The 20,541-nt window shown below is 72.3% G+C and carries 19 protein-coding genes; 14 read left to right on the top strand and 5 right to left on the bottom strand.

What is annotated here, in order from left to right:
• Positions 1-81 precede the first annotated feature (81 nt).
• From ACWD5O_RS00145 to ACWD5O_RS00105, 9 genes are all read left to right on the top strand, one after another.
• Positions 82-1,479, top strand: a complete 1,398-nt coding sequence (locus ACWD5O_RS00145) for an FAD-binding oxidoreductase (RefSeq protein ID WP_354962827.1) — start codon at positions 82-84, stop codon at positions 1,477-1,479.
• A complete protein-coding gene (locus tag ACWD5O_RS00140; RefSeq protein WP_354962828.1) occupies positions 1,476-2,819 on the top strand; it encodes a class I SAM-dependent methyltransferase in 1,344 nt (447 codons plus the stop codon). The genes ACWD5O_RS00145 and ACWD5O_RS00140 overlap by 4 nt, the downstream gene beginning before the upstream one ends.
• Before the next feature lie 91 nt (positions 2,820-2,910).
• A complete protein-coding gene (locus tag ACWD5O_RS00135; protein ID WP_450084192.1) occupies positions 2,911-3,468 on the top strand; it encodes a helix-turn-helix domain-containing protein in 558 nt (185 codons plus the stop codon).
• Positions 3,461-4,339 (top strand): SRPBCC domain-containing protein, encoded by an 879-nt coding sequence (locus ACWD5O_RS00130; RefSeq protein ID WP_450084191.1) that lies wholly within the window; start codon positions 3,461-3,463, stop codon positions 4,337-4,339. The genes ACWD5O_RS00135 and ACWD5O_RS00130 overlap by 8 nt, the downstream gene beginning before the upstream one ends.
• A gap of 111 nt (positions 4,340-4,450) precedes the next feature.
• Positions 4,451-4,684 (top strand): zinc-ribbon domain-containing protein, encoded by a 234-nt coding sequence (locus ACWD5O_RS00125; RefSeq protein ID WP_354962831.1) that lies wholly within the window; start codon positions 4,451-4,453, stop codon positions 4,682-4,684.
• Between the two features lie 663 nt (positions 4,685-5,347).
• A complete protein-coding gene (locus ACWD5O_RS00120; RefSeq protein ID WP_450084190.1) occupies positions 5,348-6,241 on the top strand; it encodes a CHRD domain-containing protein in 894 nt (297 codons plus the stop codon).
• A gap of 271 nt (positions 6,242-6,512) precedes the next feature.
• Positions 6,513-8,864, top strand: coding sequence for a putative bifunctional diguanylate cyclase/phosphodiesterase (locus tag ACWD5O_RS00115; RefSeq protein WP_450084189.1), 2,352 nt, complete (start codon positions 6,513-6,515; stop codon positions 8,862-8,864).
• Between the two features lie 50 nt (positions 8,865-8,914).
• Positions 8,915-9,673 carry a MerR family transcriptional regulator gene (locus ACWD5O_RS00110; protein ID WP_450084188.1) on the top strand — a complete coding sequence of 253 codons (759 nt, stop codon included), beginning with the start codon at positions 8,915-8,917 and terminating at the stop codon, positions 9,671-9,673.
• Between the two features lie 119 nt (positions 9,674-9,792).
• Positions 9,793-10,578: a hypothetical protein gene (locus ACWD5O_RS00105; protein WP_387323511.1), complete on the top strand. Its 786-nt coding sequence runs from the start codon at positions 9,793-9,795 to the stop codon at positions 10,576-10,578.
• A 7-nt stretch (positions 10,579-10,585) separates the two neighbouring features.
• Here the strand turns inward: ACWD5O_RS00105 and ACWD5O_RS00100 are convergent, their stop codons facing one another.
• Both ACWD5O_RS00100 and ACWD5O_RS00095 read right to left on the bottom strand, forming a co-directional pair.
• Entirely contained in the window at positions 10,586-11,965 is a 1,380-nt protein-coding gene (locus tag ACWD5O_RS00100) for a serine hydrolase (protein WP_450084187.1), read from the bottom strand.
• Positions 11,966-12,034: 69 nt separating this feature from the next.
• The gene (locus ACWD5O_RS00095; protein ID WP_354962837.1) at positions 12,035-13,585 is read right to left on the bottom strand and encodes a gluconokinase; all 1,551 of its coding nucleotides are present in this window, start codon (positions 13,583-13,585) and stop codon (positions 12,035-12,037) included.
• Positions 13,586-13,825: 240 nt separating this feature from the next.
• Between ACWD5O_RS00095 and ACWD5O_RS00090 the strand changes: the two genes are divergently transcribed.
• The 5 genes from ACWD5O_RS00090 to ACWD5O_RS00070 all read left to right on the top strand — a co-directional run bounded on the left by ACWD5O_RS00090 (position 13,826) and on the right by ACWD5O_RS00070 (position 19,049).
• The gene (locus ACWD5O_RS00090; protein ID WP_450084186.1) at positions 13,826-14,974 is read left to right on the top strand and encodes a hypothetical protein; all 1,149 of its coding nucleotides are present in this window, start codon (positions 13,826-13,828) and stop codon (positions 14,972-14,974) included.
• 55 nt (positions 14,975-15,029) lie between these two features.
• A complete protein-coding gene (locus tag ACWD5O_RS00085) occupies positions 15,030-15,557 on the top strand; it encodes a WapI family immunity protein (protein WP_450084185.1) in 528 nt (175 codons plus the stop codon).
• 129 nt (positions 15,558-15,686) lie between these two features.
• Positions 15,687-16,823 (top strand): epoxide hydrolase family protein, encoded by a 1,137-nt coding sequence (locus tag ACWD5O_RS00080; protein WP_450084184.1) that lies wholly within the window; start codon positions 15,687-15,689, stop codon positions 16,821-16,823.
• An 85-nt stretch (positions 16,824-16,908) separates the two neighbouring features.
• The gene (locus tag ACWD5O_RS00075) at positions 16,909-17,709 is read left to right on the top strand and encodes a PPOX class F420-dependent oxidoreductase (RefSeq protein WP_450084183.1); all 801 of its coding nucleotides are present in this window, start codon (positions 16,909-16,911) and stop codon (positions 17,707-17,709) included.
• 92 nt (positions 17,710-17,801) lie between these two features.
• Positions 17,802-19,049 (top strand): hypothetical protein, encoded by a 1,248-nt coding sequence (locus tag ACWD5O_RS00070; RefSeq protein WP_450084182.1) that lies wholly within the window; start codon positions 17,802-17,804, stop codon positions 19,047-19,049.
• A gap of 86 nt (positions 19,050-19,135) precedes the next feature.
• Here ACWD5O_RS00070 and ACWD5O_RS00065 read toward each other — a convergent pair whose 3' ends face one another.
• From ACWD5O_RS00065 to ACWD5O_RS00055, 3 genes are all read right to left on the bottom strand, one after another.
• Positions 19,136-19,573 carry a VOC family protein gene (locus ACWD5O_RS00065; protein WP_450084181.1) on the bottom strand — a complete coding sequence of 146 codons (438 nt, stop codon included), beginning with the start codon at positions 19,571-19,573 and terminating at the stop codon, positions 19,136-19,138.
• A 14-nt stretch (positions 19,574-19,587) separates the two neighbouring features.
• Complete coding sequence (locus tag ACWD5O_RS00060; protein ID WP_450084180.1) at positions 19,588-19,956, bottom strand: VOC family protein; 369 nt, start codon at positions 19,954-19,956, stop codon at positions 19,588-19,590.
• 165 nt (positions 19,957-20,121) lie between these two features.
• Positions 20,122-20,442: a GYD domain-containing protein gene (locus tag ACWD5O_RS00055; protein WP_450084179.1), complete on the bottom strand. Its 321-nt coding sequence runs from the start codon at positions 20,440-20,442 to the stop codon at positions 20,122-20,124.
• Positions 20,443-20,541 lie beyond the last annotated feature (99 nt).

Below are 20,541 nucleotides of genomic sequence, written 5' to 3'. Positions count from 1 at the left end.
AACCGTCGGGCCTGGCACCGGACGGGAAATGGCCACCGTCGACATCCCACGGTTTCCGGGGTACGGGCGTAAGGTGATCACATGCGCGCTGAGCGTGTGGATCACTCCTTTGACCATGATCAAGCGGTGGACACGCTGCGGCGGTCGTACGCCGCGGTGCCCACGGGCGAGCCTGTCCGGCTCGCCAAACGCACCTCCAACCTGTTCCGCCCCCGGTCCGCTCCCCGGACCCCGGGCCTCGACGTGAGCGGCCTCGGCCGGGTGCTGTCGGTCGACCCGACCGGGCGCACCGCCGACGTGCAGGGCATGTGCACGTACGAGGACCTGGTCGACGCGACGCTGCCGCACGGGCTGATGCCCCTGGTGGTGCCGCAGCTACGCACCATCACCCTGGGTGGGGCGGTCACCGGCCTCGGGATCGAGTCGACCTCCTTCCGCAACGGCCTGCCACACGAGTCGGTACGGGAGCTGGACGTGCTCACCGGCTCCGGCGAGATCATCACCGCTCGGCCGGAGGGCGAACACGCGGACCTGTTCACCGCGTTCCCCAACTCCCTGGGCAGCCTCGGCTACGCCACCCGGCTCCGCATCGAGCTGCAACCGATCGGCCGGTACGTGGCGTTGCGCAACATCCGGTTCACCCGGCTGGAGGCGCTCACCGACGCGATCGCCGAGGTGACCGCGACCCGGTCCTGGGCCGGCGAACCGGTCGACGCGATGGACGGGGTGATGTTCAGCCCCGGCGAGGCGTACCTGGTGCTGGCCACGTTCACCGACGCGGCCGAGCCGCCCAGCGACTACACCGGCCAGGCGATCTACTACCGGTCGCTGCGCCAACGCACCCGTGACGTGCTCACCGCGTACGACTATCTGTGGCGCTGGGACACCGACTGGTTCTGGTGCTCGGCGGCGTTCGGCGCCCAGCACCCGGTGATGCGGCGGCTCTGGCCGGCGCGCTACCGGCGCAGCGACGTCTACCACCGACTGGTCCGGCTCGAGCACCGGCACCAGGTGGCCGCCCGGATCGACCGGCTGCGCGGCCAGCCGGCCCGGGAGCGGGTGGTGCAGGACGTGGAGATCCCGCTCGAACGTACCGCCGACTTCCTGCGCTGGTTCGCCGGCGCGGTGGGGATGAACCCGGTGTGGCTCTGTCCGTTGCGGTTGCGCGAGCCGGCGGGTCCCGGTTCGGCGCGGTCGTGGCCGCTGTATCCCCTCCGGCCGGGGCAGGACTACGTCAACATTGGGTTCTGGGGGAGCGTGCCGATCGCGTCCGGCGCCGCCGACGGCGACGTCAACCGCACGATCGAACGCAGGGTGTCGGAGTCGGGCGGGCACAAGTCGCTCTACTCCGACGCGTACTACGACCGGGACGCCTTCGATCGCCTCTACGGCGGCGACACGTGGCGCGCGGTGAAGGACCGCTACGACCCGGACCACCGGCTGACGGGACTGTACGAAAAGGCGGTAGCACGAGCATGAGCCTGACCGACCGAGATCAGGGGGCGGCGAGCGTCCCCGCCACCCCGCCGGCGGGGGGCCGGCATACGGGTCCGACCGTGGCGGATGTCGTCCGCGCGGTCACCGCGGGGCCGCTGCCGGTGCGGATCACCGGGTACGACGGCAGCGCCGTCGGCCCGACCGATGCCGGCATCACCCTGTCGATCCGTACCGAGCGGGGGTTGTCGTACCTGCTCACGGCCCCCGGCGACCTGGGCATGGCCCGGGCCTACGTCAGTGGTGACCTGGCGTTGCAGGGGGTGCATCCGGGCGACCCGTACGAGGCGCTGCGGGTGCTCAAGGACGAGCTGCGGCTGCGCCCACCGTCGCTGGCCGATGGGCTGACGCTGGTCCGGGGGCTGGGCTGGGAGCGGCTGCTGCCGCCGCCGGCCCCGCCGCAGGAGGCGCAACCGCGCTGGAAGCGGGTGATGAACGGGCTGCGGCACTCGCGGGTGCGCGACAGCACGGCGATCTCGCACCACTACGACGTCTCCAACGCCTTCTACGAGAAGGTGCTCGGCCCGTCGATGACGTACACCTGCGCGGTGTTCCGGTCTCCGGAGGACACGCTGGAGCAGGCCCAGGCGGCGAAGTACGACCTGGTCGCCGGCAAGCTGGCGCTCAAGAAGGGGATGCGGCTTTTGGATGTGGGCTGCGGCTGGGGCGGCATGGTGCGGCACGCCGCGCGCGAGTACGGCGTCAAGGCGCTCGGGGTGACCCTGTCGAAGGCGCAGGCCCAGTGGGCGCAGGCCGCGATCGAGCGGGAGGGGTTGACCGAGCTGGCCGAGGTGCGGCACCTGGACTACCGGGACGCGCCCGCGGAGCAGTTCGACGCCATCTCCTCGATCGGGTTGACCGAGCACATCGGGGTGCGCAACTACCCGGCCTATTTCGGGGCTCTGCGCGACCGGCTGCGGCAGGGCGGCCGGCTGCTCAACCACTGCATCACGCGGGCGGACAATCGCGCGCCGCACCGCTCCGGCGCGTTCATCGACCGGTACGTCTTCCCCGACGGGGAGCTGGCCGGCCCGGGTCGGCTGATCAGCGAGGTGCACGACGCCGGACTGGAGGTGCACCACGACGAGAACCTGCGCCAGCACTACGCGCTGACGCTGGCCGCCTGGTGCCGCAACCTGGTCGAGCACTGGGACTTCTGCGTCTCGGAGGTGGGTGCGGGCACCGCCCGGGTGTGGGGGCTGTACATGGCCGGGTCGCGGATGGCGTTCGAGCGCAACGGCATCCAGCTGCACCAGGTGCTGGCCACCCACAACGGCCCGGAGGGCCGGAGCAGCTATCCGCTGCGGCCCGACTGGCTGCCCTGACCGTCGCCGCCTGAAGCCGCGCCGAAAAGTCGGCGCGGCTTCTCGCGAAGCGATTGACAAACAAGTTTTGTACGTACAAACTGATTTTGCCATGAGAGACGTCCTGTACCTGGAACAGATCGAGCAGGCCGAGGTCCTGCTCAAGCCGCAGCGCGTCGAGGTGCTGCGGCAACTGGCCGAACCGCGCACCTGCACCGAGGTCGCGACCCGACTCGACCAGACGCCGCAGCGCGTCTACTACCACGTCAAGCAGCTCGTCGCGGCCGGCCTGGTCGAGCTGGTCAACGAGCGCAAGGTCCGCGGCATCACCGAGGGCATCTACCAGGCCGCCGCCCGCTCCTACTGGCTCTCGCCCCGGCTGGTCGGCCGGATCGGGCTGCGCCGGGCCCGTGACGAGCTGAGCCTGGGCTACCTGCTGGACCTGATGGAAGAGGTCCAAGCCGACGTCGCCGCCCTGGACCGGGCGGCGCCCGAGCTGCCCTCGATCGGGGTCTCCGGCGAGATCCGGGTGCCGGCCGAGCAACGCCAGCAGTTCCTGCACGACCTGCAAACCGCACTTCAGGACCTGTTCACCCGCTACGGCGGCAGCGAAGGGGATGCCTTCAAGCTCGCCGTGGCCTGCTATCCGAAAGGGAACGACCATGAGTGAACCATTGAAGGTGCAGGCCCGCCTCTCCGCGCCCGTCGGACGCGTCCGCCAGGCCCTGACCGACCCGGCCGAGCTGCGCCTCTGGCTGGCCGAGCACGCCGAGGTCGAGCTGCCCCAGCGGTACGAGTTCTGGGGCCGGTACACCCCCGAGGGCGACGCCCCGCACCAGCGGCTGCTGCACGCCGACGACCACACGCTGCGTTTCACCTGGCTGCTGGACGGGGTGGAGACCACCACCGAGTTCCAGCTGACCGCCGAGGGCGCGGACAGCACCGTGCTGACGCTGACGCAGAGCCACTTCGACTTCGCTGAGGCGATGAGCGGCTCCAGCATCCGCGGTGTGTTCCAGACCTACTGGGCGCTGGCCGTCGCCAACCTGGCCGCCCACCTGGAGGGCCGGCCGCTGCTGCCGCGCACCGACTTCACGTCCGCCGACCTGCGCGGCGAGCTGGTCATCGCTGCCCCCGCCGACAAGGTGTGGCAGTCGCTGACCGACTCCGAGCAGGCCAGCGCCTGGTTCGGCTACCCGATCGGCATCGAGCCCTGGGTCGGCGGCCGGTACGCCATGGGCGGCTTCGACGCCGGGTACGCGGCCAAGGTGGTCGACCTGGAGCCGGGCCGGAAGATGTCCGTCGACTGGGGACCCACCGGCGTCACGACCTGGGAGCTGGCCGAGTCCGGTGGCCGGACCACGCTGACCTTCGTGCAGAGCGGCTTCGACGAGGGCAACCCCCCGTACGCGGCCTGGAGCGGGTCGGTGTCCGGCCTGGCGGAGCTGCGCCGCTTCCACGAGGTGCCGGACTGGCAGCCGATCTGGCTCGCCGCCGACGTGCCCGGCCTGGAGCCCCAGCCCACCGCAGCGGCCAGCTGACGCGGTAACCGCTCCCGCGAGCGCCGGCCCACCGCACCACGGGCCGGCGCTCGCCGCGCTTCCGGTGGCCGCACGGGTGATTTACCGGGCCGGATTGGGTACTGACGTGCGATGTTCTTCATCTTTGGTCTCCGTACCAAGGCCGACCGTTTGGGTGTCGCACAGCAGGTCTGCCGCAACTGCGGCAACCACGCCGCGCAGGTGATCACCCGCCGGTCGACCAGGTTCACCCTCTTCTTCATCCCCCTCATCCCGATCCGCACCCGGTACGCACAGCAGTGCACGTTCTGCGGGGCGCAGTACGAGATCTCCAGGTCCGACGCCGAGCGCCTACCGGTGGGCTGAACCGCCGATGGCCCGTTTCCTGTGTTGGCTGATCGGCCGTCAACCTCCGCCTGCCGGCGCTCCGGTCCACACCGTCCCGCGCGCGCCCTGCACGCCCGGGCGGCGGAAACGCCGCCGTGCCCGCCGCCCGCTGGCCGGCACCGCGCTGCCCCGCTCGCCCTGGAACCGCTCCGCCGGCCGCTGACCACCTCCGTCGCACACCCACCTCCACCGCCCATACCGGTGGCTGGCGGCTGATCGGCCGCCTGGATCGCGGCAACGACCTGTCTCAGTTGCTGGTAGTCGCCGCCGGCCGACCCGGGGCCCGGTCGGCCGGGAGGTCTCGAACCTCGCGGCGCACCACCGCAACGAAGCGCCTGACCGCTGGAATCAGCGGTCAGGCGCTTCGTCGTTGCCTTCCCTCGAACCACCCGTGCGGCCGAAGAGCGGACCATTCGGAGCAATCCCGATGAATCTCGCTGACAGTCGGATCAGGGAAGACAGCCTGAATTAGGGAAGACAGCTCCTGTATCGGGCAAACATGGAACAATTTCACCATAGGGCGCCAACCGCCCTCGCGTGCCTGCGCCCTTGACGGGTGGTCAAGTGCCCCTGCCGATACCGGGCCCAGGCCTCGTCTAGGAGGGAACAGCAGTGATGGTGGGACGTACTCGACTCTGGGCTTTGGCGGTAACGGCCAGCGCGGCGGTGGCCGCGACCACCGTGGGAACCGCGGCCATGGGCGACGGGCGAGCCGATTCGGGCGACAAGCGCGAATCGCACGACTCGTGGGACTGGAGTGGCTCGCGGGATGAGAAGGGGCGGGACAAGAAGGAGACCGTGCGGGCGAGACTCAGCGGCTACGAGGAGGACCCGCTCACGATCTCGACGCCCGGGAACGGGCGGTTCGAGGCGAAGATCGACGAGCGGAACAAAGAGATCACGTACCGGCTGAGCTACGACGACCTGAAGGACGTCCAGCAGGCGCACATCCACTTCGGTGGGCGGCACCAGAGCGGCGGCATCGCGGTCTTCCTGTGCTCGAACATCAAGGACGGGAAGGGTGGCCCGTCGAAGGGCGTCCAGGCCTGCCCCGAGGCTCCGGCCACGATCAAGGGGACGATCAAGCCGGATGACGTGGTCGGCCCGGCCGACCAGGGCATCGAACCCGGTGAGTTCGACGAAGTCGTCGACGCGATCGAGGCCGGTGTCACGTACGTCAACGTGCACACCAAGAAGTATCCGAACGGCGAGATCCGGGGCCAAATCAAGACCGACGAGGACCGGGAGAAGAAGGACGAGGACCGAAACTGGGACGCCAGCGACAGCCGGGCCTGGGACGAGAGCGGCTCTGACAAGGGCGACGAGTGGGGCTCTGACAAGGGTGACGAGTGGGGCTCCGACAAGAGCGACGAGTGGGGCTCCGACAAGGACGACGACTGGAACTCGGACAAGGGTGAGGACCGGGAGTCGGACAAGGGCCACGACAAGGGCGACGACAAGGCCGACGACAAGGCCGACGACAAGGCCGACGACAAGGCCGACGACAAGAGCGACGAGAAGAGCGACGAGAAGTGATCCATCGGCACTCGACCGACTGAACGCCCGACCCGCATGACGGGGGTCGGGCGTTCGGCCGTGCCGGGTCCCACTGCGGTGCCGCCGTGCCCGCCGGGACCGGGAAGGCCGGGCTGCCGGGGCCGCAGTGTCGGGGACGCGACCGCCAGGGGTGCCCGGAACTCGCCGCTCGGCCCTGGCGAGGGCACGCGGGCGCTGGCTAGGCTCTCCAGGTTTGCCGGGGACCGGACCGTCCGTCGAGGTGCCCGCATGAGAGGGAGCCGGAGCGATCGTGCCGCCGCAGGACGTGAAGCAGGCCGACTCAGCGCGCGCCGCCCCGCCCCCCAGCGGCCCCGTGTCGGCCGGGGCACCGCCGGTCGGCCCTCTGTCGGACGAACCCAAACCGACGACCGTCGTACCAACCCCGGCCGGTCGCGCCGGCCTGCTCGCCGCGGCCGGTGTCGTGGTGCTGGAGGCGCTCTGGCTGGTTGCCGCGCTACCCGGCGCCGCGCTGGTCAGCGACCTGGGCGCGCTGCTGGTCGCCGGTTGGGCCACCGGCGCCTGCGCCGGGGCGGCTCGCCGGCACCCGGCTCCACTGCGCCGGTTCTGGACGCTGCTCGCGGCCACCATGGCGCTCGCCGCGCTCGGCCGGGCGATCTGGACGGCGCAACGGGTCGGCGGCGGGGACCTGCCGCACACCCCGCTGGTCGGGGCGGTCTTCACCGCCGGCATCCTCACCGGCACCGCCGCGCTGCTCTGCTCACCCTCCGCGCCCCGGACCGCCGTCGGGCGAGCCCGGGCGCTGCTGGACGGGGTGATCGTCGCGCTGGCCCTGGTGCCGATCGCCTGGGTGCTGGTGTTCCGTGACGTCGCCGCCGCCGAGCTGGCCGACCCGGCCCGCACGCTGGGACTGCTCTACCCGATGTTCGACCTGATGCAGCTCACCATCCTGGTCGCGGTCGCCGGCCCGGCCCGAACGCTGTGGCGGCCGATGAGCGTGCTCGCGGCCAGCCTCACCATGCGGGTGGTCGCCGATGCCGGGTACGTCTCGCTCGTCGCGCGCGGCGACTACGCCGCCGGTCATCTGATCGACCTGTGCTGGCCGCTGAGTTACCTGCTGATCGGCCTGGCCGCCGGGTACCCGCCGCCGCCGGACTGCGACGGCACCGACGAGACGGCCGAGTCGCCGCCGCCGTGGTGGCGGGTGGCGTTGCCGTACCTGCCGGTGGGTGGGGCGATCATCGCGGTGGCCCTGGCCCGCCGGCCCACCGGGCAGGCCCCGCAGCTGCTCTTCGTGACGATGATGGCGCTGGTCGCGGCCCTCGCGGTACGCCAGGGGCTGGCCGCCAACGAGAACCTGCGGCTGGTGGCCCGGCTGCGCCGGCTCGCGTACGGCGACCAGCTCACCGGTCTGCCCAACCGGCTGTTGTTCAACCGGCGGCTGCGCACGGCCCTGCGCGACGGCCGCCCGGTGGCCGTGCTGCTGCTCGACCTGGACGGGTTCAAGCAGGTCAACGACCGGTTCGGGCACGCCACCGGAGACACCCTGCTCACCGGGCTGGCGGCCCGGATGCGGACCGCGGTCAACGGTGACGGCACCATCGCCCGGCTCGGCGGCGACGAGTTCGCGGTGCTGGTCCACGGCGACCCACCGGTGCCGCCGGAGCAACTCGCCGAACGGCTGCTGGACGCCCTGCGACCCTCTGACGGAGACGAGGACGTCGGCGTGCATCCGTCGGCGAGCATCGGCATCGCCGAGTACGGCCCGCAGCACGCCTCCCACACCGACCTGCTGCGCGACGCCGACATCGCCATGTACGCGGCCAAGGCGGCCGGGAAGTCCGCGTACCGGACGTGCACCCCGGCGCTGCGCGAGTCGGCCGTGTCCCGGGCCGAGCTGATCGCCGACCTGCGCCGGGCCGTCGACGAGGAGCAGTTGCACCTGGAGTTCCAACCCATCGTCGACCTGGCCACCGGCGCGGTGCGCAGCGCCGAGGCCCTGGTGCGCTGGCGGCACCCCCGGCTCGGGACGCTGCCGCCGGCCCGTTTCCTGCCGCTGGCGGAGGAGACCGGGCTGATCCTGCCGATCGACCGCTGGGTCATCCACGAGGCGTGCCGGGCCGCGGCGACCTGGCGGGACCAGGCGCCGGAGGCGACCATCGCGGTGAACATCTCCGCGGCGCACCTGCGCCGGCCGGACCTGATCGCCACGGTCACCGAGGCCACCGCCGACGCCGGTCTGGCGCCGCGCGCCCTGACCCTGGAGCTGACCGAGTCGGCGCTGATCGAGGGGACCGAGGCGGTGCTGGAGCGGCTGCGCCAGCTCCGGGAACTGGGCATCGGCATCGCCATCGACGACTTCGGCACCGGCTACTCGTCGCTGAGCTACCTGCACCGCATCCCGGCCACCGAGCTGAAGATCGACCGTTCGTTCGTGGCCCGGCTGGGGGCGGACGAGCGGGCGTACGCCACGGTGGAGATGGTCACCCGGCTGGCCGGCGCGTTCGACCTGGCGGTGGTCGCCGAGGGGGTGGAGACCGAGCGCCAGCACGCGGCGGTCACCGCGATCGGTTGCCCACGCGGTCAGGGCTATCTGTACGGGCGGCCGGACGGCCCGGGCACGGTGGGTCAGAATCGGCCTTGACCCTGACGTAGCGGCAGGCGGGAGCCTGGTTCCCGGAAGGGAGGGGAACCATGGCGTACACGGTGGGTCAGGTCGCGAGGGTCGCCGGCGTGACGGTACGAGCGCTGCACCACTACGACGAGATCGGGCTGCTCTCGCCGAGCGGGCGAACCGCGGCCGGCTACCGCCGCTACGACGACGCGGACCTGGAACGGTTGCAGCTCGTCCTGTACTACCGGGAGCTGGGTTTCCCGCTTGAGGAGATCGCCGCCATCATCGACGACCCGGCGGCCGACCCGGCCGCGCACCTGCGCCGCCAGCACGAGCTGCTGACGGTACGGATCAAGCGGTTGCAGGAGATGGTCACGGCGATCGAGTTCGCGATGGAGGCGAGCAAGTTGAACATCCAACTCACGCCGGAGGAGCGGTTCGAGGTCTTCGGCGACTTCAACCCCGAGGAGCACGAGGCCGAGGCCGAGCAGCGCTGGGGCGACACCGACGCGTACCGGGAGTCGAACCGGCGAGCGTCGCGCTACACCAAGGACGACTGGCTGCGGATCAAGGCGGAGAACGAGGACTGGGGCCGGCGGATCGTCGCGGTGCTGGCCTCGGGCGCCCCGGCGGACGGCCCCGAGGCGATGGACCTGGCCGAGGAGCACCGGCAGATCATCGGCCGCTGGTTCTACGAGTGCTCGTACGAGGTGCACACCGGGTTGGCCGACATGTACCTGGCCGACGAGCGGTTCACCCGGCACTACGAGGACATCGCCCCGGGGCTGGCGGCGTACCTGAACGAGGCGATCCACGCCAACGCGATCAGCCGCGCCTGATCGGCCGGGAGGCGACCGGGAACAGGGGTCGGTGCGGTCCGGCTAGTCTGGCCGGACCGCACCGCGGTCAGCGTCGATCGGCCACCGGCCGGCGGGCGCGCCGCTCGGGGGAGATGACCGTGAACAAGCCGAAGCTGGTCGCCGCGGGCGCCGTTCTGGTCGTGGCGATCGCCGCCGGGGTGTGGGCCCTGGTCGCCGGGGGCGACGAGCCCGACGCGGGTCGCCCGGCGGCCGGTGCGTCACCCGCCCCGGCCGCGACCGACCCGGTCAGCGTGCTGGTCGCCGCGGCGACGAAGATCGACCAGCAGACCTACAAGCTGACCCTGGGCGCCGGCGGGGAGGCGGGCGGGGACGGCACGGTGGTGCTCTGGGACCCGAAGGCGCGGCGCGGCCTGGAGACCACCTCGCTCAAGGTGCCGACCGGCGAGGTGAAGATCGAGCGCCTGACCACCGGGCCGGACGTCTACGTGCGGGTTTCCGCCCCGGACCGCCGGGTCCCCGTCTGGGACGGCCGCACCTGGTGGCACGTCGGCGCCCCCGGCGCGCCCGCCGCCAAGCAGGGCCTGGACAACACCCGACTGGCCGGCACGTTGACCGCGCCGGCCCAGGTCCGGCAGACCGGCGTCCGGGAATACGCCGGCACGTTGGACCTGCGCGAGAGCGGCGCGGTGCTGGGCAGCGGGGTCGGGGCCGTGCTCGGCGACCGGGCCGCGGCAGTGCCGTTCACCGCCACCGTCGACGAGCAGGGGCGGCTGGTCCGCTACCGGATCGAGTTGGCCAGCGAGCAGTCGCAGACCGCGCAGCTGGACCTGACGTACTCGGACTTCGGTCTCCCGGTGACGGCGGAGCCGCCGGCGGCCGACCTGGTCGGCGAGGACCCGCCGGCGAACATCCCCGGCGCCTGAGCCCGGCTCACTCCTCATAGGCCCCGTCCGTCGGGGTGACCAGGTAGTCGTAGACGGTGCGGGCCATCCGGCGGACCGTCTCGTCGCCGGTGTCCATCGGCCCGGCGGTGAGGAACGCGACGGCGGTCTCCGAGCCGGGGATCAGGTAGTAGCCGACGTCGTGCGAGGCGTCCGGCAGGTCACCGGTCTTGTGCGCCACCGGCACTCCGGGCGGCAGCGCCGCGGGGATCTCGGTGTTGAGGGTCTGTTCCCGCATGAAGCCGATCATCAGGTCGCGGGAGGCGGGGGTGAGGATCTCGCCGTCCCAGACCGCGCCGAGCAACGACACCACGTCGTCGGGGCTGGTGTAGTTCTCCTCGCCGCGCTGGGCCGCCGCGCTGTCGAGCATCCGGCGGGCCAGGATGGTGGACCGCTGGTTCATCGAGTCGATCAGCGCGTTGACCGGGGCGAACCCGCCCAGGTAGGTGATCAGCACGTTCGCGGCGATGTTGTCGCTGTACTTGATCAGGTACTGGGCGAGCCGGTGCAGGGTGACCACCTGCGGGAACGTCTCGAACTGCAGCTGACCGGTGCCGCCGACCACGTCGGCTGGGGTGACCAGTACGCCGTCGTCGAGGGAGACCTGTCCACAGTCGACGCGGCGGAGCAGTTCGACCAGGATCCACAGTTGGATCACGCTGGCCGCCTTGGGGCGGAGCGAGCCGTTGACCGCGATCTGCTGATCGCCGTACTGGCCGGACAGGTCCCGGACGGTGACCCCGGCAGGGTTGAGGCTCGCGTCGGCGACCACCCGGGCGAGTTGCCCGCTGAGCGGGAACAGCCGGGCTCCCGCGACCGGATCGGTGGGCGGCTGTGGGCTGGTGACCACCATGCCGGTCAGCTCGGTCGGCGGGTGGTGGTGCCGGGTCACCGCAAGCGTGCCCTGACTCCGCCCGATCAGCGGCACCCGGTACCGGTAGCTCCTGCCCTCGACGGTGACCTCGCCGGTGGCGACCCCGGCGGCGACGCGCATGTCCGGGTCGGCGACCCGGCCGGTGTCGCCGTCGCAGGCCCGGTACCGCACGGTGTGCCCGAGCGAGTCCACCGCGAACACCCCGCCGGGGAACGACAGCCAGGACACCTCGCTGGTCGGCGTCCGCTCCGGCGTCGGCTCCGCCCCGGGCTCGTCCCCCGGGTCGGCTCCGTCCGCTTGCCCGACCCCGTCCGCTTGCTCGGCCCCGTACCCCGGCTCGCCCTGGTGTTCCGGCCCCGCGCCGGGACCGTCCGCGGTGGCCGGCCCGGTCGTCGCGACCATGATCAGCGCGACCGCCGCGATCAGCCACTTCCGGGGTACGCGGGTGGGGGTGACCAGCTGAGAAGATGAGTGCTTCTTGTCGCTTTTTCTCACGTTTGCACGATATGGAGCGTGGGCGGCGGGTGGGGTCGTCGGGATCGGCGTCACCCGTCCGGGCGGTTGTCAGGTCGGTGGCGCCGTGGGGAAGCGCTCCGTGGGCAGGCTGGGCGCGAGCCGGCGCATGGAGAAGAACGTGGGCGCCAGCGCGTCGTACAGTTCGGCGAAGAGCGGCAGCAGCGCCGCGTACGTGGCGGCGGCAGCCGGGTCCGGGCGGACGGTCTCCTCAATCCGCGCCAGGTCGGTGGCCACGTCGATGCTGGGGATCAGCCCCAGCGCCTGCATGCCGAGCAGGGCCGCGCCGAAGCCCGACCCCTCGGGCCCGGCCGGGAAGCTCACCGGCAGGCCGAGCACGTCGGCGAGCATCTGCCGCCACAGGCCGCTGCGCGCGAAGCCACCGCCGGCCCGGATCTCGCGGACCTCGTTGCCGGCCGCGCGCACGGAGCTGAGCACCAGCGCGAGCTGCTGGCAGACCCCCTCGAGCGCGGCCCGTATCAGGTGCTCCCGGCGGTGCGCGTGGGTCAGCCCCACGTACGCGCCGCGCGGCAGCGCGCTCCAGTGCGGCGCCCGCTCGCTGTGCAGGTAGGGCAGCATGATGAGCCCGCCCGAGCCGACCGGCGCCCGGGCGGCCAGCGCCACGAGCTCCTTCTCGGAGCGCTCGCCCAGGTCCGGGGCGAGCGCCTCACCGGCCCAGCGGAGCACGATGCCGCCGTTGTTGATCGCGCCGCCGACGACCCAGCGGTCCTCGGTCAGCGCGTAGCAGAACACCCCGCCGAGCGGGTCCACGCCGGGCCGTTCGACCGTCGCCCGCATGGCGCCGCTGGTGCCGATCGTGCAGGCCACCATGCCGGGGCGCACCGCGCCGAGGCCCAGGTTCGCCAGCGGCCCGTCGCCGGCGCCGACCACCACCGGGGTGCGCTGCGGCAGGCCGGTCGCCGCCGCGGCCTGCGGGGTGAGCCCGGGCAGCACGGTGGTGGTGGAGACCAGTTGGGGCAGCTGGTCCTCGGTGATGCCGGCGATGGCCAGCGCCTCGCTGTCCCACTCCAGCCTGTGGATGTCCATCAGGCCGGTGGCTGAGGCGACGGAGTGGTCGGTGACCAGCGCGTCGCAGAGCCGCAGGAGCACCCAGTCCTTGATGCCGACCCAGTGGGCGACCCGTTCGAAGAGTTTCGGCTCCTGCTCGGCGAACCAGAGCAGCTTGGGCAGCGGCGACATCGGGTGCATCGGTGTCCCGGTCCGCCGGTGCAGGGCCAGGCCGGACGGCACCGCCCGCAGGCGCTCGGCCTGCCGGGTGGCTCGCGCGTCGGCCCAGGTCAACGACGGGGTGAGCGGGTTGCCGGCCGGGTCGAGCCCGATCAGGCTGTGCATCGCGGAGCCGAACGACAGCCCGACCACCGGTTCGTCCAGCTCAGCCACCACCACGCGGATCGACTCCAGCACCGCGTCGAGGATGAGGTGCGGGTCCTGCTCGGCGTACCCGGGCTGCGGACCGTCGAGCGGGTAGCCGACCGACTGGCTGGCGAGCTGTCGCCCGCCGGTGTCGTACGCGACGGTTTTGGTGCTGGTGGTGCCGACGTCGACGCCGATCACCACCCCGGGCCGGATGCTCTGCGGCACGATCGTCACCCCCTCCGCACGGCGGTGTCGCGGCGTCGCCACCCGGCTGCGGCTGACGTTACCGAGACAGCGGCCGGCGGCACGCCGGACCGCATGAACGTCGGCAGCACTATCGCCCTATCGTGCTGTTTGTTCCGCCGATCGGCTACTTCGCCCCTTTCTGGCGTGTCCGGGTGGCGCGCCGTCGCTGTTAACACGTGTGACACCCCGGTTGGTGGCCTGCGCGGCGAAGGAGTCGGCGTGGCAAAGACTGATTCGACGGGTTCCACATGGCGGTACCGGTGGGCGCACCGGCAGAACGTTCGGCGGGTCAGCACGTTCCGCGGCGCGGAGGCGGCGTGGCGGCGACGCGACGACGAGTTGCGCCGGCTGCGCGCCCTGGCCGCTGACTTCCAGGGCTCCGCGGCGGCCGGCGCGGGCCTGCCGCTGGAGCTGGCCGGCGACGAGGTGGTGCTCTGGGCGCTGCCGGCCGCGCAACTGGTCGAGGTGCGGCACACCACGGTGCTGCCCGCGCCGGATCTCACGGTCGCCCCGCCGTCCGGGCCGCTGCGCCCGCGCCGCCCGGACGGCGTCCGGGTCACCGACGCCGGCATGGCGGTGATCACCAGCCGTCGGCTGGTGCTGCTCGGCGGTCGCGGCCGGCGCGACTGGGCGTACGGCAGGATGACCGGCCTGGCCCACGACCCGGCGGCGCCGGTCACCCTGATCCAGGTGCTGGACCGGCGGCGTACCTCCGGGCTGATGCTGCCCACCGACGCGGCGGCGGACTTCCGGTTCAAGCTCACGCTGGCGTTCGCCGACGCGATCGAGCAGCGCCCCACGGTGCTCGCCCAGCTCGACGAGCTGATCGCCGAGCACGCCCAGCTCAAGCCGTTCCGGCCGGCCGCGGCCACGCCCGCGCAGGCCAGGCTCTCCGCGCTGGTGCCCGGTGGGCGGCGGACCGTCGCGGTGGCCGCGGCCGTCGCGCTCCTGGTGCCGGCGGCGCTGATCGAGTCGGACCCGTCGGACCCGACCGGTGGCGCCGAGGTCGCGGTCGCTGCCACCCCCGCGCCCACCCCCAGCGTGGTCCCCGCGCTGGTCCGCCCGGCGGCCACACCGCCGGCGCCCCGCACATCGCCGAAGCCGTTCAAGGCACCGCGCCCGTCGCCCACCGCGACGCGCGACCCGCGCTGCGGGGCGCCGGTGAACCCCCTGGGGTACGACTTCTGCAACGGCACCCGCATCCGCCGGCCGGCCGCCGAGGTGTGTGACTGGTTCGACTGTGTGCCGCAGTTCTGGGCCGGCCGGGGCTACCTGGTGCAGTGCCGTGACGGCTCGGTCAGCCTGACCGGCGGCCGGTCGAACGCGTGTGCCGAGCACCGAGGCGTGCGGCGAACTGTGACGAAGTGACCGTTTAATACCGACTTCGGTACTACCGTCGTCTTCGGTCGGCCAGAATCATCGGGTGGAGATCCGGTCCGACGACGGCGCCCGGGTGCGGATCCGCCCGGTCGGCTACCAGCCCGGCATCGACCCGCCCGACGACCCCGACCGGGCCGCGCCCGGTTGGCGCGACTGGCTGCTCGTCGAGGTGGACGCCCGCACCGCCGACGGTCAGACCTGGTCGCACCACTACCCGAGCCTGATGGTCGAGGAGGCCCGCGCGCTGAGCGGCTGGCTGCGCGGGCAGGCGAAGGCGGCCGCCGGGTCGAGCCCGGCACCGGCGATGGTCCGTTTCACCGAACCCAACCTGGCCCTGCGGAGCCGGGTGATCCGCCGCCGCCGGTTGGAGCTGATCGTGGAGTTCTCCGCCGAGTCACTGCCGCCGTGGATGCGCCGACCGTCCACCGCGGTCTACCCGTTGATCCTCACCGTCTCCGCGGACGTGCTGGCCGTCGCCGCCGAGCAGTGGACCGAGCACTGCGAGGCGTACCCGCCGCCCGCGCCGTCCCGATTCCCGGCCCGAAATCCGATGCCCGGCCCGCTGGGCTAGAGTGATCTTCGTCAGCCACGAGAGGAGGTGAGCCCGGTGATCGCCAACCGTCATTCCTGGGCGCTCTTCTCGGCCGTCCCCCTCAGCTGACCTTTCGCGTCGGGGAGCGCCCTCCTGTTCGGAGGACCAATGACCTTCTCCCCGTTCCGCATCGACGTATCCGATGCGGTCCTCGACGACCTGCGGGCCCGGCTGGCCCGTACCCGCTTCATCGACCGCAGCGGCCACCAACCGTGGCAGGGCGGCGCCGACCCCGACTACCTGCGGGACCTGGTGTCCTACTGGCGCGACGGGTTCGACTGGCGGGCCCGCGAAGCGGAGCTCAACGCGTACCCGCACCACCTGGCCGTCGTCGGCGGCCGGAAGCTGCACTTCCTGCACGTCCGCGCGGAACGTCCGGCCGGCGCGCCCGCGACGCTGCCGCTGATCCTCAGCCACGGCTGGCCCAGCAGCTTCGTCGAGATGCTGCCGCTGGTCGACCGGCTCACCGACCCCGCCGGGCATGGTGGCGCCTTCGACGTGGTGGTGCCGTCGCTGCCCGGCTTCGGCTTCTCCGACGTACCGGACGAGCCGGTGACCCGGGCGGTTCTGGCTCGGACGCTGCACGAGCTGATGACCGACGTGCTCGGCTACGAGCGTTACGGCGCCTTCGGCGGCGACATCGGCGGGGTGGCCACCGGCTGGCTCGGGGCCCTGTACCCCGAGCAGGTGGCCGGCATCCACATGATCCACCCGCCGTTCCCGGCCAGCTTCGACGCCCGACCGCTGTCGGCGGCCGAGCAGGCCTACCTGGACGCCGAGGCCGCGTACGACGAAACCGACGGCGGCTACAGCGCCATCATGGGCACCCGGCCGGACACCCTCGCGGCGGCGCTGGTCGACTCCCCGGCCGGGCTGGCCGCCTGGCTCGTCGACAAGTACCGGGACTGGAGCGACAACCACGGTGACCTGGCGAACAGCTTCGACCGGGACACCCTGCTCACCATCATCACGCTCTACTGGGCGACCGGGACGATCGGCTCGTCGTTCCGGCAGTACGTCGACTTCGACCACAACACCCCACGACCCGACATCACCGTGCCCGCCGCGTTCACGGTGAGCACCGAACCCTCGCAGGCCAACATGCCCCGCTCCATCGCCGAGCGGGCCTGCACCGACATCCGGCACTGGAGCGAACCCGGCCGGGGCGGGCACTTCATGCCGCTGGAGGAGCCGGACCTGCTCGCCGGTGAGCTGAGGCAGTTCTTCACCGCACTGCGTCCGTAGTGACAGGTGGCGGAGCCGGGTCGATCGTCGGCCCGGCTCCGCTCTTGGTCTGTCACGCCCGCAAGCGTCGCCCCGTCAGGTCTGTATGAGAACAATCGTGCGGCTCGCCGCCGCCCTGCTCGGCCTGGCCAGCGCGGTCGTCGGGGTGTGGGCTCTGCTCGCGCCGGCCTCGTTCAGCGCCTGGGCCGACTTCCCGCCACACCGACACTTCGTGCACGACATCGGCGCCTTCCAACTCGGCATCGGCGTGACCCTGCTGCTCGCCACCATCTGGGCCGACGCGCTCACCGTGGCGCTGGCCGGCTACGCGGTCGGCGGAACGGCCCACACGGTGGTGCACGTCGCCGACCGCAACCTCGGCGGCACCACCGGACAGACCGCCGCGATCGCCGGCGCCGTGGCGGTGGCCGCGGTGGCGTTCGCGTACCGGTGGCGGGAGCGGGGCTGGGTGCTCGGCACGGTCTCGCAGTCCAGCGCGCCGGAGCTGACCCCGTTCGGCGGGCAGAAGACGGTCCTGCTGACGACGTACCGCCGCGACGGCCGCCCGGTCGCGACGCCGGTGAGCATCGCCGTGGCCGGCGACCGGGCGTACGTGCGCAGCTTCGAACGGGCCTGGAAGACCCGGCGCATCGGCAACAACCCGACGGTCACCGTGGCCGCCTCGACCGCCCGCGGCGTGCCGACCGGCCCGGCGGTCCAGGCCACCGCCCGCCGGCTGACCGGCCCGGAGTACGACGCCGCCGCCCGCACGCTGCGCCGCAAGTACCCGCTGCTGCACGGGGTGCTCGTGCCACTGATGCACCGCCTCGGACGGCGCAGGACCGGCCGGACCGTCCACTTCGCGATCGTCCCCGCTGACGCCACGGCACGGCTTGAGGTGCTCTAGCTCGTCAATTTTCTCCTTTCGGGAACAAAGGGAAGCATCGATCCCGTCCGCGTTGCCTGTCCCGTACATGAGCGGTTGTACCGCGTGTGACCGTGACTTCACTGGCATGTTCCCCTTGGCGGATCGCCTGGTCCGAGCGCGAGAACGAGCGGCGACGGCGCGAGTACCGCAGCGAGACCGACACCTGGCAGCGACGCAACGACCACCTGACCCGGCTGCGGATCGAAGCCGCCGGGTTCCTCGGGTGCACCCAGCCGCGCACCGGCCTGCCGGTGGACCTCGACGACAACGAACTCGTCTTCCGCGTACTCCCCATCGCGGAGCTGGTCGAAGCCGAGGCCCGGCACGTCGCCGGCCTGCCGACGCCGGGCCCCGCCACCTTCGCCGACACACCCGCCGGCCCCCTGCCGAACGGCCTGCGGGTCGTCGACGCCGGCATGGCCGTCGTGACCAGCCACCGGGTGGCGTTCGCCGGAGGCGAGCGCCGGCGCGAATGGCGGTACGCGGACCTGGCCGGCCCCGCCCACCACCCCGACGTACCCCTCACCCTGCTGCACGACCACAGTCGACTCGGTGGCTTACGTGTCCCCGCCAGCGCTGCGGTGAACTTTCGCTTCTACCTCACCCTCGCGGTCGCTGCTTTTGCCGGAGACCGCGCCACCGTCACCGCGCAGGTCGACGCCCTGCTGGACGCCCACCAGAGCACGCGGCCGACACCGCCGCCGTTCGTCGAGCCGAAGGAAGCGCCGTGGACGGCGGTACGCCCCGATCGCCGGGTGGTCGCCGTCGCCGCGGTCGCGACGGTGGTGGTCGCGACACTGGGCCCCGGAGCTTTCGGGCCGGAAACGGCCGGCCCTGTGCAGCGGGCAGAAGCGGGGGCCTTCGTCACCACCGACGCTCCGACGGCTGTCGACGCACTCGTGCCGGTTCTTCCTGTCGGTCCGGTGGCGCCGGAGCGGGGGAGGGCCGGGTCGGTCGGCCGTACGCTGCCGGCCCGAACCACAGGCGGTGGGCCGTACGCCCCACTGAACACGACTTCCGTGCGGCCGGCGGTTCCGGTTGCGCCGGCACCGGCCACCGCTGTGGGCCCGCCGACCGCTGTGGGTCCGCCGACCGCTCCGGTCCCGTCCGCCAGTACGGCGCCGACGCCCGGGCCGGCCCCGACCACGAACCCGCCCCCGGTAAACCGCCCGATCATGCCCACGGCATCGCCCACACCGACCGCTTCGGCGCCGACCAGTCCATCGCCGTCGCCGGACGCCGCCCTGATCACGCTCTGCCTGGATCCCTTGCAGCTGCCGCTGCTGGACCGGCTGCTCTGCCCAACGACGGAACCCTGACGAGTTGGTCTGCCGGCCTTTGTGGGTGGTTCAGCCGGTGGCGCCTTCATGCGTGGCTCAGCCGGTGGCGCCTTCGTGTGTGTGGCTCAGCCGGTGGCGCTGAAGTCGGGGACCGTGATGGTGCCGTCCTCGGCGAGGGGGAAGCCGGGGTTCCAGGCGATCTCCCACACGTGACCGTCGGGGTCGGTGAAGTAGCCGGCGTAGCCGCCGTAGAAGGTCTCCCGGGCCGGTTTGGTCACCCCGGCGCCAGCGGCCACCGCCGCGGCGATCACCTCGTCGACCTCGATCCGCGAGCGGACGTTCTGCGCCAGGGTCATGCCACCGAAGCCGTCGGTGCCCCGATCGTCGATGCCTGCGTCGGCGGCCAGCTTGTCCCGGCCCCACAGCACCACCGCCAGGCCGCCGGCCTGGAAGAAGACCGTCTCCTCGACCTCCTGGCCGCGCCAGCCGAGTTGTTCGTAGAACGCTCGTGCGCGCGCCAGGTCGGTGACGCCGAGGGTGACCAGGCTGATTCGTTGTTCCATGTCGGTAGGTCCAATCAAGCGGGGGCGTGGCAGACGGCTTCGACGTTGTTGCCGTCCGGGTCGCGGACGAACGCGGCGAAGTAGGTCGGGTGGTACTCCGGCCAGACCCGGGGTGCGTGCAGCACCTCCGCGCCGGCCTTGACGGCGGCGTCGTGGAACGCCTGGACGGCGGCTCGGTCGTCGGCGGTGAAGGCCAGGTGCAGTTCGCGGGCCTCGCCGGGGGTTTCGGTCGGGCCCAGCCAGAAGTCGGGACGGTCCCGGCCGTAGCCGGCGGCGTTCGGGAACTCCAGCAGGCGGCGGCCGCCGAGCGGGGCGAGCACGGCGTCGTAGAAGGCGGCGCTGGTCGGCACGTCGCGGACCTGGATGGACAGGGGGTCGATCATCGCGGGCTCCTCCACGCGTCACCGGGCAGGGCTGACGCCACGCTAGCGACGGGGTACGACGCGCCCGCGTTCGTAGCGGCTCGCCACGGGAGAGCACCCCGCCGTTCCGCCCGGATTGCGACCGAGCCGCGCTTCAACCGGCGCGTGCGCTGGATCGGCGGACACTCACTTCCCCGGAGGCTGGTACTCGGCCTTCCGCTGGGTCGCCTCGTCGACTTCGCTCGGGGTCAGCACCGGCGTGATCTTCGTGTCCACGCCGCCCGCCGCCCGGATCGCGATAGCCAGTCCGGCCGCCGCGCTGTTGTCCGGGAGGTCGCACAACACGTAGGTGTCGTGATCACCGAACCCGAAGTACAGCGACTCCATCTGCCCGCCGGCCGCCTCAATCGACTCGCGGACGACCTCGGCGCGCTTCGTGCCGCCCTCGTCGGCCAACCCCTTGACCCCGTCGATGGTGTAGGTCGACCTCAACAGAAACTTCGCCATGTGTCTCCTCCCAGAGGTGTCGGCACCGGCCCGGTCGCCACCACGGTCGCGCGTACCCGGTCGCCGGGCGGCTAGTCATTGCCCCGGGGCTGGTCGCCG

It is taken from the genome of Micromonospora sp. NPDC005161 (assembly GCF_053599855.1).
Note: the sequence above shows the minus strand (reverse complement) of the source record. Positions and strands in the feature narration are given on the sequence as shown.